Source organism: Oleiphilus sp. HI0132, from assembly GCF_001635845.1.
Genome location: NZ_LWGJ01001059.1, coordinates 1 through 13,792 on the forward strand (window position 1 = coordinate 1; position 13,792 = coordinate 13,792).

Consider the following 13,792-nt stretch of genomic DNA (forward strand, 5'->3'; position numbering starts at 1 on the left):
CGAGGCCCTACCTCTTGTATCTCTCCATCAACGTCATCAAGATTGATCGGTCGACTAGACTGTACGGCCCGATTGGGTAAATACTCAACCAAGTCCTGTTGCTGATGAATCGGGCGCGAAAAAGTAGGGTATTTAATCTCCTGAGCAAAATGAGACGCTATTTGCTGGAAGCGATATTTGACCTCTCGCCCCTCAAAAGGATCATTCCTGTCTTCAATAGCTAAAGGCGCGTCATCGGGAGACATGTTCGCAGTCTCTGCCAAAGACTGAGCTTCAACACCAATGGTTATTTCCTGAATTTTCTTGGGGGTGCCAAGCTTTGACGTTTCCTGTACTGGTTCACTTTGAAGAGCGACAAAGCCAACTCCAGCGAGTACAGAGACGCCAGCAATCATCTTAGCATTACGAGATCTTATTATTTTCACTATCCATCCGCCTGGAGTATTTAATTACTTTGTGAGTCATAGAACGAATAGGAAAAATAATACGGCGAGTATGTATTTTATTAACCCGCCCATTTGGGGGGTATTAGTGATTTATGAGAACTAGGTTATACCCCATATGTCGGTATTGCTATTGGCACCCCACCCAATCCTGACTCTTCATTGCGGCTCCTTAAAGAAAGTCTATGCAGTAATGACAAATGCAAAGACCGAAGCAGTAAGCGTCAGGATCAAGTCTAAGTGGACTAAAAAATTCACCCTCAAGCTACAGTATTTGGTAATAGTTGCTGTAAGAGTGTATTGCAATCTTGTTCTGGCATAAATTTGGGAACAGGATAATTGAAATAGGCTTCGCTCATGGCATCTTTAACGATGGAAGGAAAGTCTTCTTCTTGAAGCTCAGCAATCGTTTCCGGGATATCGACCGCTTTATTAAACGCAAAAAGATACTCTACCACTCTCTTTGCTGATTGTTTTGTGTCGTCTCCTTGTTGCACGATGCCAACTTCTTGTGCAATCGTTGCCAGCTTGACTTCAATTGAAGGCGCTGAATATTGAATCACATGCGGTAATACAATTGCATTACCCAAGCCGTGGGCAACACCATACTTCGCACCCAATTGATGAGAAATAGCATGTACGTAGCCCAGTGATGCTTTCGTAAACGCTAGTCCTGCTTTGTAAGAAGCTAATGCCAGCGCACTTCGTGCCTCAATATTACTTCCATCCTTAAAAGCAATAGGCAGGTTTTTGAATATTAAACGAATAGCTGCGAGGGCTTGCTCGTCTGTGTAAGCACTACCATTTCTTCCGACATACGCTTCAATAGCATGGGTTAAGGCGTCCATTCCTGTCGCTGCCGTCAACGCAGGCGGTATCGTAATCATAAATACTGGATCAAGTGCGGTGGCTAAGCTGGCTGTACGAGGGTCAATAACGAAGCTTTTACTTTTAGTCTGATTATCAGATATGACGGATATAACCGTCACTTCTGAGCCTGTGCCAGCTGTTGTTGGGATAGCGTAAAACGGCAAAGGTTTCTTAAGTGCTTTGAAATAACCGGTAAGTTTTTCTGGTTTTTTCTTATTGGAAGCACTCAAGGCAATGACTTTAGCAAGGTCCATCGCAGAACCACCGCCGATCGCTAGCACGCTTTGGCAATTGTTTTCATTTAGCAGATTCAATGCTTCATTCGTGATACTGAACGTCGGGTCGGGTTCTACACGGTCAAAAATAGTCACACTAATATTAAGTTCGGCAAAACGATCAATAATCGGCTGCACCTGCCCTCTTCGAATTAGCCCAGCACCCGTTACAATCAGTACGCTTTTATGCTTCTGGCTCGCCATGTAATCGATCAAATCAAGTGAAGAGTTTTCTCCCTCGAATAACTTAGGTTCTTTAATCAACGGTAGGCTGGCTGTGAGTTTTAGACAAAACATCCAAACATAGTTTAATAGCTTTCCAAAAAAGTCGTTCATAGCGTTAAGTCCTTATTCGACTGCATTGCATAATGATAATAGCTTGTGAGCAAATTGATTCTATTCAGGAGGATGCTCTTCCTTAAAACGGCGCTGATTATCTTCGTTGATAAAATCAGGGAACCATTTTACTTTCGGGAAGAATAGCACTCTTACCAGGCCGATAAGCATCCACATAAAGCACACACTAAAGATGAGACCACAGGCCCAGGTAATGTACTCGAAGTTACCGGAGATATACTTCATTCCCCACCAGGAGATGATGTCTGTTAACGAGGCAATCAACCCAACCGGAAATATCCATTGATAGACCTTAAGGCGACTGAAGTGCATAGAGAAAGGTATACCGATGATAAAGAAGCTGGTTGTGAAGCCAAATAGGTGGGCATGCGTGAAAGCAATCAGCTTGCCTTCACCCATTTGCTGAAAATAGCTGGGTGCGTCACCATGCAAGTGGACTTGGTAATGCGCCTCCATCGCGCCAAACACCAAGGCTATGCCATAAAGTATGACCGCTACACCAATACCCCGCTGCGCCGCGATAGGCAGGTTGTGAAGATCAAACTCCATACCCGTTTGCTTGAATGGGAAAAACCAGTTGATTAAGAAGCAAGAAAAGAAGAAAAAGACCACAAGCGCGATAGGCGCTCCAATGTCTTCCCATGCTGTTTTTTCGGGTGGCACAATGACCAATTCCTCTTCAGCGATAGGCGCATCACTGAAGAAATCAAATTCTGCATTTTCTGCCAAAGCAGGACTCGCCCCCAAGCTCAGGAAACAAACCGTAAACAGTGCTAAGAAGGGTGCCCTGAATGAAGCCGTTAAGGTTAACAAGATGCTGAACAAACTATTAGCTATCAAGCCTTGCATGCTTAAGCCCCCTTCAAGCGAATATAAACCAAGGCACCGGCACGTTTAACTGCACTGTTTATCGCAGTCGCCAGCCCATCACCATCGCGCTTAGGTATTGAGTGAAGTGCTGAGCCCTTAAAACCTTGAAATAGCTCCGCCCCTAATTCGAAAGGAAGTTCCTGTGACTCTAAAGCTTTAACTTGGCTAATATTCAAGTGACGATCTGTCGACATCAATAAGAAGAAGGTTTCATTCTTATATATCACAGGAAAGATGAGACTGGTCCCTATCGGACGACGATTTGCGACAGGGATGTATATCGTGTTCTCGTCTTCACCGCTAAGCCTTACACCCATGGCCTCAGCCCGCTTAAGGTCTTTCTCAGTTAAGGTGGCATCAAGCGGTTTCCAAGCTTCAGCCTTAGGAAATAACGTTTGCACTTCTTTTGGAATAATACTGGATAAATCAAGCCAATTTCCCGGTTTAGAAGGCAGCGAATTCGGATTACCCGGGTTAGATTTTTTGACCGCTTCAACACCGTTAGCGATACCATCTTTATCACTGTCCAGCTCGGCGATCAGTCTTAAGGCGGCTTTGTTTTTTCCCTGATCTTCAAAGGCCTGTCCGTAAAAGTTTAAAGGTGTACCGCCACCTTCTTTGTGGCAAGCGTGACAAGATGGCGTATAGCCATAGTGCTGCTTGTATTGACGCGCAAAGGCAGGCATCGCGTAAATGTTTGCGGCATTCAATATCAAAACCAAGGCGAGCGATAGCTGTATGGCCTTTTTCAACATCGCTACTTGAAGTATGTGCATTGATAATATTCTCTCGATTATTCCACGATAGTGATTAGTATAGATTAAAAGCTAAACAAGCTTGGCACCGTGTCTCGCATCAGCTGTAATTCATCACCCTCTTTCCCTTCGTCACTCAAAGCCTCGACAAGCATTTTATACTGCACAGAATCTCTTGGCGGCATTAAGGTACTTTCCTTATCAGTATTCTGATAACGCTCCCAGTCCAGAACGTCTCGAATTTCTGCTTTATCTTTGATCTTATCAAGCACAATTTGCTCGTTATCACCTGACATAAAATCAAGGCGCTTAGCAGGGTTACCTCGATGACAAGTGAAGCAATACTGCTCAAACAACTTAAGTTCTTGATATTCGTTTATCTCTAACTTAGGCGCGCTACTCACTCGTGGCAAAGACATGTCAGATGTATCTAAACAACAATACTGAAGATCCTTAGCTAATAAAGCCTTCATAGTTGCCACCCGAGAAAAAGGCTTTGCTTCAAAGAATTCAACCGGTAAGTCAGAAACTCTTTGCAAGATGGCGTCTATCTTGTAGCTATAGTGAGCGTTGAGTGTTTTCAAATCTGAGTCAGTGAAGAAACTGGCGATACCATAGACACCATCGATATCCGATTTACTTAGCGTTTGTTTTGGCTCCCGCTTCGTTAATGGGTCCTGCCTTGGTGGCAGAGGTGGTAGCTTTTCAAACGCATTGAGATCTTCATTGTCTTTGGCGCCGTCACCAAAGCTAATATCAGGAGTAAGGGTTGCGTATAGCCACTCGGTAAAGGTGTTTGACTCACCACTTGGGTCTCGATTAGCCAAGTCGGATTGTGGCACCTTAATGCCCGTCTCGGGATAAGTATTCGCCCAGAGCTTGAGTAAGGTATTCACCTCTTTACTCATTGAATCAAACAAGCCTGGCTGATCTGCGTAACGTAGAGCGAGTGACAATAGTGCACGTCGACACTCATTGCCTTCGACTCCACAAGCATCTAGCCATACGCGCTGGCTAGCTACATGAAAATTTCCAACATCAGTGAGTTCATCAAAACGCTCAGGCGTAGCCAGCGGTTGTTCAATGTCTACCCCCCAATAAGGCTCGTTACCTCTGGCCGCCTGTATACGTTTAGCAACACTTAACTGTCCATTGGTTTCTTGCCAAGGGCGCTGCGAGAAAATAGGCCCGCCCCCTTGGTGGCAGGTCAGGCAGATCGCTCGACGAGTATAGACAATTCTTGGCACACACCCTTCACAATAATTTTGCACCAGCTGAAACTCAAACCGCCCTGCGCCTTCATTGTAGCTAAGCACCTCTATTTCATTTGCCCCTTCGACTAGCGCAACAAAAAGCTGGCCTTGGGTATTCATACCCAAACCCGCTGGGGTGTTTTCTTCCTGAAAGTCTGGCGCAATCAGTATTCGAGGTAAATGATGATCAGCTTGGCCTTTTAGCAGTGAACGGCCATCAGGAATCAGCAATGACAGCGGCGCTTCACCTTCAGGGTGCTGGCTCTGCAAGAGCTTGATCATTTCAGTAAAAGGGTAAGGCAAGCCATCATTCTGCGCGATTATATGGTCGAACAAAGAACGGGTTCCCTCAGGAGGGAGGTCTGTATCAGGTATCAGCTGACTATGCAGAGACGACTCTTCTACACCATCAAGAGATTGAGTGAGTTCAGAAATAGACGGATTATCAGCGTGATTGATAGACCAATATGTAATGCCAATAGCGAGCATACACAACAGGACTAACGCACTTATTGCTCTAGATAGATTCATTATTAACATTGCCCAGCTAAAGCAGCCCTTGTGATAACAAAGCTGCCTCAGCTCAAGCAATTAGGCCTCCCCATTCGTTTTTCATGACAAACATGAGTACCAAACGTTACATGAGTTTCAAGAATTCACGTAGGGCTAGTTTTTCTTCTGCAGGTAGATCTATACCAAACTGGTGGCCTTTGTTCTCAACAAAATCACCGCACTTCAAGAATACTGCATCATGTGGATTAGACGAAAGTACATGCGCAGCAGGCGTGCCTTTAGGGAAATGGACAATGCCATCTGGCTGACCGCTTAAGGTAATATTCAGGTCATGCTGTAACTTAGTGATCTTCTGCGGGCGACTGTTCTCTGCCAGCGGATCGTCAGACTTCATCAACTCATCGAAGGCCATTTCGAATTGTTCGATACGTCCTTTAACCGTGTAGTCAGGTGAACCGTCTTCAAGGAAAGTCACTTCACCAATCGCATTGTTATGTAGGAATGGAGCCGTTGCCCAAGCCGATAATAGAGAGAAGTTTCTCAAGTACCCTGGGCCACCTTCAATCTTCTTCTCGCCAATCTGCATACCACCGACGATTGGCGCGACAGGGTTAAGCACCTTAGGAATACTGCCCGGTGAAGGCTTATTCTTGTAGGTCTCAGATGAGAACTCTTCAAAGATGTGGCCTTCATTATGATTGTCATGAATGGCTCGACAATAGTTTGTACCAATGATATCGAAAGGCACTAACTCATCGTTTGACAGCCAATCCTGACCAAAGATACCTTTCTCGGCGAACTGCTTAGGACGTAACTTACCGGACTCATCTTTCTGCATAAATTTCGCAATAAAGGCCGGATCATTGCGCTCTGCGTCAGTGAACTCTAATTGCCAGTAATCTTCCGAACCAAATACATGACCTTCGTAGAACTTGGCCAAAGCATTCTTATCTGCACGTACGTTTTCTGGTGCCATTTTCGAGCTGTGGCAACCTGCACACTCACGAGCAAAAACTTTGCGGCCTTCTGGAACCTTATCCAAATCGATATAATCCTTACCTGCTTTGCCATCCAGGTCTTGAGATGCTAGTAGATAGGTCGGGCCGCCAGTAATCAAGAACGCAGCCAGGTCATCCATTTTTGCATCGGCATAGTTCCACGCATCACATTCGTTTGCACATTGCATAATACGCATTGGGCTTTGCTTATTGCCTTGGCCGAAATGCTGCCCAGGATGCGGAAAGTTAGGCACCCAGCATTCTTCTGTACACATACCGATATTCACATAAACACGAATCAGCGCTAGGTGTTCACCGACACTATCTTCACCGCCTTTCAGTACGTGACGAGTGCGCGCTGTTGAAACTTCACCCGTGACCGGGTCTTTCATTTCATGCTCAAAGACACGCTTGTTATGGAAGTCCATAATATTGTTTTGCGTACCCGGGTTGTGGCTCCAATCAGACGCTACAATCGACGTGTCAATTGTTCCTAAACGTCCTGCCATCACTGCTTGGTTCGCTAAATGGTCTTCAGGCACACCTTGGAAAAAAGCCATAGGCTGGCGCGTGTGTTGGTTACCAATTGTTGCACTCAGGTTTTCCCACTTAGGCTCATTTGGATCTTTAGGCGGGTTTGTCGGTTCAAACGCTACGTGACACTGTACACAGGGGTGTCCGATAGCAAAGCGTTTGTTTTCTTTGATTTCATTTTCTTCGTAGGCTGCAGTTCTTGCATCGTAAACCACTTTGCCAGACTCATCCTTGATCGGCTCCTGATAGTATTTACGATATCCGAGCACACCCGATGAATGAGGGTCTTGGCAGATATCATACCAATTAGAAGACGCATCACCTTGCTTACAATCCGGGTCGTTGATCAAGCCCCATTTGGTGAAACGATAAGGACGAGTGCGAGTATCTAACCACGGGTAGTTCATACCCTCTTTACCGGTTAGTCGTGCTTGGTGAATGATGTTCTCATCCTGATTACCAAAGGTACCTTTAAACCAAACATCACGGCCACGACGGGCTTGATCTCTCATTGCTTGAGCTTTTTCAGGGTCAACTGCTTCAACATCTTTGAACAGTGCATTGACATAACGACAACCCTCAGCATCATAGCCGGTTGGCTGAGGCTGATCACAAGGAGGCGGAGTATATTGAGCAATAGGCTCTATCGCCCATGTTACTGGGTCACCACGCTCATGCGTATCTGGCGATTTACCTTCTGGCCAGACTTTACGTGCTGCCAGAGTATTGTAATAGTTCTCGTTAAACCACTCAGCTCTTTCCAGCCAGTAAGGGGTACCTTTGTATACACCAGTGGTTAGATCGTTTTCGATTAAGTCTGGAATCCCGACACTTCGGAAAGTCGCTCGATAGGGTTCGTCAGAAACCTCAACGTTACCCGTTGGCAAGTCGTAAGGCGTTAAGGTGGGCACCTCTGGAATAGCTATGTTTTCTGGAACAGGCGGCACACTCGGCGGTGCTGGTGGTAAGGTCGCGAAGTGAAATACCGTCGCAGCACCAACAATAGAGGCTGTAATACCCCAGAACTTTTTACTCATAGCATTCATCCTTTTTTGTCATAAAGCATAGTACAGGCAAAAGCTATTTCCACTTATGAGTACTTACAACCTAGCCTGTAGTAATAGGAACGAGGGCACATTACAGGAAATTTAGACAAAAGGGAAAGAGCTATTACTCTAATATTTTGCGGTAACATAAGGAAATATCTAACAAACCTTGCAAGCTAGAAGTAGATTCCAGAAAGGCCCTTAACCTAGCTCTGCGTTGGTTTATCTATATCAGTAACGCTTAACTGATTTTTGCCATTGCGTTTACTTCTATAACACTCGTTATCGGCTGCACTCATCAGCTTCGAATAAGGTAAGTTATTATTACTTGTAAATGCTAAGCCGACACTACAGCCGATTTTTAGGTCACCAAGTTCAGCATTAACACCCATATTCTGCGTGTCAGCAATTATGTTCAACGCGATCGCTTTTGCCGTAGCGATTTGATCAACAAACAATAATATTGTGAACTCATCTCCACCAAGACGCGCACTAACGTCATCCTTGCGAGTTTGAGCCCGAATTATTTCCGCAAATTCAGTTAATGCTTGGTCTCCTTTTTGATGACCATAGCTATCATTTAGTTTTTTGAAATTATCTAGATCAATAAAAATAAGCGCTATGCTGTGAAGACTATTGGGGGTGCTGGTCATGTACTGCCTTTCAAACTCTCCCCTATTAAAAAGACCTACTAAGGGGTCATGATTAGCTCGATATTGCAGTGTATAGGTAAGCTTAAAATTTTCTATTAACGTTTCCCGTGTCTGACGACCCGTCTTTATCATGACAAGCATAAAGAAAGCTAATAACAGACTTAGGACGTAATGAGATTCGTAATCAAAATAAACAAATGCTAACGCAGGCAAGCCACACGCAGGCAACATAAACAAGTTAAATGCGGGGTTATCAACCGCATGTGTCGCTAGCGCTGCCGCGGTCAAGCCTACAACTGCAGACAGAATAATTACTTGATACTCAGCGGGAAGAACGGGAAAGAAACAGACCGCGCCAAGGCCAATCAAAGTTCCAGACAATAAATTTAGTAAGCGGTAAGAGTATTGCCAAAAAGGTATACCAAACTTGTCTCTCTTAAGCCTAAATAGAACCAATGCTAAGGCTCTAAAAATGGCTAAAGCTACGCCCATCAGAACCCAAGTGCCAAGAATCAACGAATCAACGAATCAACGAATCAACGAATCAATATAGTCGGACACAGAAAACGCAATAAGGAGTAAAACAGCTAAGCTCCCAAATGTTGCCGCCACTGCATTTGCATACAAAAGATTAACTGCACTTTCTTCAACCCAGTCTTCGGATGAACCAAAGCCTCTTGCCGCCTGAACTGATGTATTCCCCAATCGTCGCCCAACTTTTCACTATAGTTTATTATATCAAACACAGTTAACTGCATTATTTAAGGCTGTACCAAAATAAGCCTGAGTGATAACTATAGTTACTCCATGGAAGTTTTGCCAATAAAGCATTACTAGCCAAGTCCCTAAACGGTAAATCACTTAGAGGCTATATTGACTATTTCTTCATTATAAAAACACTAGTGACAATACTTACGGATAGGGTGAATGTTTTCAGGGTAAGGCTGTAGGTATCTCTGCTCATTTATATAAGCTGAGCCAAACTGACTCAAATAGTGAGACAGAAGGGTTAAAGGCGTTGCCAAAGGAGTTATGCCTTCTTTGTACTTCAAAATAGAAGACTCAATGTGCTGGCGTGACACTGAGGGTACGCTTCTTTTTAAGTACCCTAGAATATGTAATAAGGCATTTGTATGCCCTCTTCGATTGGCAGGTTTAGAGAGTGTTTGCATAAAACCCTCAAAATAACGCCCTGCAAGCATTTCGATACTTAAGCTCTTGTCACCCGCTAACAACCTGCCAAGCGCTTTCGCTTGCTTTTGATTATGTGCCATCAATAAGTATTTGTAGCTCGCATGGAATTTGGTTAGTTTTAAAACACTAGGCTGATCCAAAACTTCTTTACGAAAGTTATGATACGCATAAACGCGCATCACAAAATTGTCATACAAGACGTCATCATTGAGACGACCTTCTTCTTCAATTGGCATTAGCGGATATTTTTCCCTTAAAGCACGAGCAAAAACGCCCATCCCTGGCTTCATATGAGCATGACCATTAGGCTGATAGACTTTCACCCTTTCCATGCCGCAACTAGGCGAGTTTCTCATCAGGATATAACCATCCAAACTCCCCATTTCTGGTAGTTTGTGCTCAAAACCACTCACTAACTGATCAGTCAAGTCTTTAGAATTGTCGTCGCTAAAATTTAATTGAGGCGATTCCGGGTTGCCCGTCAGCCTCATGGTAGGTCTGGGAGTTCCAAACCCAGCAGCAACTTCTGGGCAGAAGGTTTTAAATTCGAAGTGCTTACTAAGTACATTGAGGCATAAACGAGATTGGGTATGACCGCCATTATAACGCACCTCATGACCCGCCAAACAGGCACTCAAACCTACTTGAATTGACTTCTCACCTCGGCTTTTCATAGCGTCGCTAGAAGCAGCCTTGTCGGAGACAATAACATTATGCTTTTTCATACCCATCACCCTCTTACATGCCATGCATTTTTAACAGTTCTACAAGGTATACGCGACAAGCACAAAACTAGATCATAATGACATGATTTAAAGTCAAAGTATCTCATCCAAGGCTTGCTTTAACTGAGGATACTGAAATTGAAAGCCACTTTCTAGAAGCTTCTTTGGGACTACATTCTGACTTCCAAGCAATAAAATAGATGATTCACCGAGTATGGTTTTCAAGATAAATGCCGGAACAGGAAGTACTGCAATTCTCTTTAATGTACGAGCAAGCGCGATAGAAAACTCTTTATTTCTTACGGCACCAGGTGCGACTAAATTGACCGCGCCACGCGTCGTCTGATTTACTAATAAATACTCAAGCGCTCTGGTTACGTCAACATTATGAATCCAGGGCATGTACTGCTTTCCGTTTCCCAGCGGCCCTCCAAGGCACAACTTAAATGGCAAAATCATTTTTGATAGCGCGCCGCCCGAACCGTCTAAGACAATACCCGTTCTCAAGGTAGCGCAGCGAATTCTTTTGTTTGCCATCTGCGCTAACTGCTCCCAATGAAAGCACAGTTCTGAAGCAAAGTCTGAGGGCCCAAGCCCAAAGGCCTCATCTAGCTTCGTATCGCCCTGATCACCGTATATACCGACAGCCGATCCAGATAAAAAAACATTTGGAGGGTTATCTCCCTTGTTAATGAGATCAACCAAGGCCTGAGTTATTGCCCATCGGCTTTCACATATTCTGAGTTTCTGTTGTGCTGTCCAACGACGGTCGATAATAGGCTCACCGGCTAGATTTATAACGCCGTCAAACCCATCTAGGTTTGTAAAGTTTTCCAAACTGTCAATTAAGGAAACGTGTTGAGGTAGTTTTTTCTGCGCACTTCGAAAATCTCTGGTCAAAACGGTATAGTCGTGGTGAGTATACCGTTCGATAAATCGGCGACCTATCAAGCCCGTTCCACCCGTTACTAATAATTTCATACTAATCTCCCCAACGATCCGGCAGTTCCGGTTTCAATCTCTTATTAACTCACTTACGCAATAGTTTGTAATTTGGATCCACTTCAGAGTTTTCTTTCATATTGATCCAATTTGTTTTTAACGACGTAAACCTTCTTGAATATCATTTATTCGCTGTCGCGAAACTGTTCGGCTCTGAGTCGAACCAAAGAACTTATAAAGAGGTTAACTGTGAGTCATTACAAAGCACCATTGGATAATATTAATTTCGTCTTGTTTGATGTCTTAAACTCCGGCCAACTAGCCGAAAGTCCTGCGTTCACCGAAGCCACAGAAGAAATGCAAAGAGCAGTTATAGAAGAAGCTGCTAAACTGGCCGAGGGCGTGTTACTGCCTATCAATACATCTGGTGACAGAGAAGAGTGCCAATTCGATCCAGACACTAAAACAGTGAAAACTCCAAATGGCTTCAAAGCAGCCTACGAACACTACCAACAAGGTGGATGGAGTGGTTTGTCGTCTGCGCCTGAGTTTGGCGGGCAAGGCTTACCACACTTACTAAAAAACGTTGTTGATGAAATGGTCTGTTCAACGAACCTATCGTTTGGCATGTACCCAGGTTTATCTCATGGTGCGATAGACTTACTCCAGCAGCACGGTACAGAAGCACAAAAGCAAACCTACCTACCAAAGCTTATACAAGGCATTTGGACTGGCACCATGTGCTTGACCGAGCCTCAGTGCGGAACCGACTTGGGCCTAATCACCACAAAAGCTGAAGAGAACCCTGATGGCAGCTACGCTATCAGTGGAACAAAAATCTGGATTACCGGCGGAGAGCATGATCTTGTCGACAATATCATCCATTTAGTGCTGGCTAAAATACCTGGCAGCCCAGAAGGCAGCAAAGGTATCTCATTATTTGTCGTCCCAAAAGTGCTTGAAGACGGGTCGCGCAATCCAGCATTTTGTGGAGGCCTTGAGCACAAAATGGGAATCAAAGCATCAGCGACTTGCGTAATGAACTTTGAAAATGCCAAAGGCTGGCTAGTGGGAGAAGCAAACCAAGGTCTTAAGTGCATGTTCACCATGATGAATGCTGCCCGTATCATGGTAGGTATCCAAGGTTTGGGGCTGGCAGAAACGGCTTACCAAGTATCATTGGGGTTCGCCAAGGAGCGCTTACAAAGTCGCTCCCTGTCTGGGCCTCAAAACAAGTCAGGCAAGGCAGACCCGATTATTGTTCACCCTGACGTGCGCCGCATGCTTTTAAAGCAAAAGGTTTTGATAGAAGGGTCTAGAGCAATGGCCAGCTTGGCCGGCCTTCACTTTGACCTAAGTCACCACCACGCCGATTCAAATGTGCGGGAACGCTCCGATGATTTGTTTCAATTACTCACGCCCATCGTCAAATCATTTCTGACCGATGAAGGATATGCTTGCGTCGATGCGGGCCTCCAATCTATGGGTGGCTCTGGCTTCACACAGGATTGGCCTGTTGAGCAACTGCTCCGCGATGGCCGTATTGCCCGCATCTATGAAGGCACCAACGGAATTCAAGCGATGGACCTAGTCGGCCGTAAGCTAACCATGAAAGGCGGGAAACTCCCCCTAACTTACTTCAATGAGATGCGTTCGTTACTTTCTATCGTATCAAACGAGAGTCACTTGAAGCACTGTGAAGGTTTTCTATCTACCTTGCAGTCTGCACTGAGTTGGTTAGGCCAGAACGCAAGCCAAGATCCGGAACAGGCAGGCGCGGTGGCATCGACGCTACTACGAACATTTGCACTAACCACCTTAGCTGTATTATGGGCCAGAATGGCCGCTCAAACGCAGCAAGCAGAAACAGCCAAACAATACCCAGCAGCGTTCCTAGAAGGCAAGCGTAAAGCTGCTGAACACTTCTTCCGCTTATACGCACCAGAAATGGAGGCATTGCTTTCAGACATAAAATCTGGAAAGAGTAGCATCATGGACTTTTCAGTCGAAGAGTTTTAGTCACCTCAAGCCACACTCCTGCATCATGCACAATTAATTAAGTGCATGATGCAGTTTTCTAGACAAGTATCCTTGCCATAGCGCGACAAACAATCAATCTTGTTGATACAAGCATTACTGACAGGAACAGGTATTATGAAATTTAAAGGACTAGACGATTTCACTCACACTCAAGAAGATAAAATAGGTGTGTTAATTACCAACTTAGGTACTCCCGACGGACCAACACCACAAGCTTTACGAGTTTACCTCAGACAGTTTCTGTCTGACCCTCGAGTTGTAGAAATTCCGCGACTTATCTGGCTGATAATTTTACACGGCATTATTTTACGCATACGTCCAAAA

Annotated in this window: 12 protein-coding genes; 2 read left to right on the plus strand and 10 right to left on the minus strand. The window is 44.7% G+C overall.

The annotated features are described in order from the left end of the window. The 10 genes from A3766_RS13230 to A3766_RS13270 form a co-directional block, all read right to left on the minus strand. Window positions 1–425, minus strand: a 425-nt coding sequence (locus A3766_RS13230; protein ID WP_156508897.1) for a hypothetical protein, incomplete at its 3' end; no start/stop codon positions are given. Between the two features lie 278 nt (window positions 426–703). Next, entirely contained in the window at window positions 704–1,924 is a 1,221-nt protein-coding gene (locus A3766_RS13235; protein WP_068516511.1) for an iron-containing alcohol dehydrogenase, read from the minus strand. Between the two features lie 60 nt (window positions 1,925–1,984). Further along, window positions 1,985–2,794: a hypothetical protein gene (locus A3766_RS13240; protein WP_068516514.1), complete on the minus strand. Its 810-nt coding sequence runs from the start codon at window positions 2,792–2,794 to the stop codon at window positions 1,985–1,987. A gap of 2 nt (window positions 2,795–2,796) precedes the next feature. After that, window positions 2,797–3,591: a hypothetical protein gene (locus A3766_RS13245; RefSeq protein WP_068516515.1), complete on the minus strand. Its 795-nt coding sequence runs from the start codon at window positions 3,589–3,591 to the stop codon at window positions 2,797–2,799. 44 nt (window positions 3,592–3,635) lie between these two features. Then, complete coding sequence (locus A3766_RS13250; RefSeq protein WP_156490165.1) at window positions 3,636–5,354, minus strand: hypothetical protein; 1,719 nt, start codon at window positions 5,352–5,354, stop codon at window positions 3,636–3,638. Between the two features lie 106 nt (window positions 5,355–5,460). Further along, a complete protein-coding gene (locus A3766_RS13255; protein ID WP_068516520.1) occupies window positions 5,461–7,905 on the minus strand; it encodes a hypothetical protein in 2,445 nt (814 codons plus the stop codon). 215 nt (window positions 7,906–8,120) lie between these two features. Beyond that, window positions 8,121–9,059, minus strand: coding sequence for a GGDEF domain-containing protein (locus A3766_RS13260; RefSeq protein ID WP_068516523.1), 939 nt, complete (start codon window positions 9,057–9,059; stop codon window positions 8,121–8,123). A gap of 36 nt (window positions 9,060–9,095) precedes the next feature. Further along, the gene (locus A3766_RS29655) at window positions 9,096–9,272 is read right to left on the minus strand and encodes a hypothetical protein (RefSeq protein WP_156490164.1); all 177 of its coding nucleotides are present in this window, start codon (window positions 9,270–9,272) and stop codon (window positions 9,096–9,098) included. 194 nt (window positions 9,273–9,466) lie between these two features. Continuing rightward, window positions 9,467–10,486 carry a DUF523 and DUF1722 domain-containing protein gene (locus tag A3766_RS13265; RefSeq protein WP_082865023.1) on the minus strand — a complete coding sequence of 340 codons (1,020 nt, stop codon included), beginning with the start codon at window positions 10,484–10,486 and terminating at the stop codon, window positions 9,467–9,469. A gap of 93 nt (window positions 10,487–10,579) precedes the next feature. Then, window positions 10,580–11,467, minus strand: coding sequence for a TIGR01777 family oxidoreductase (locus A3766_RS13270; RefSeq protein WP_068516525.1), 888 nt, complete (start codon window positions 11,465–11,467; stop codon window positions 10,580–10,582). Between the two features lie 210 nt (window positions 11,468–11,677). Here A3766_RS13270 and A3766_RS13275 point away from each other — a divergent pair, with 210 nt between their 5' ends. Both A3766_RS13275 and A3766_RS28940 read left to right on the plus strand, forming a co-directional pair. Continuing rightward, the gene (locus A3766_RS13275; protein ID WP_068516527.1) at window positions 11,678–13,447 is read left to right on the plus strand and encodes an acyl-CoA dehydrogenase C-terminal domain-containing protein; all 1,770 of its coding nucleotides are present in this window, start codon (window positions 11,678–11,680) and stop codon (window positions 13,445–13,447) included. Between the two features lie 135 nt (window positions 13,448–13,582). Then, the coding region (locus tag A3766_RS28940; protein ID WP_197479568.1) for a ferrochelatase at window positions 13,583–13,792 on the plus strand (210 nt) is incomplete at its 3' end.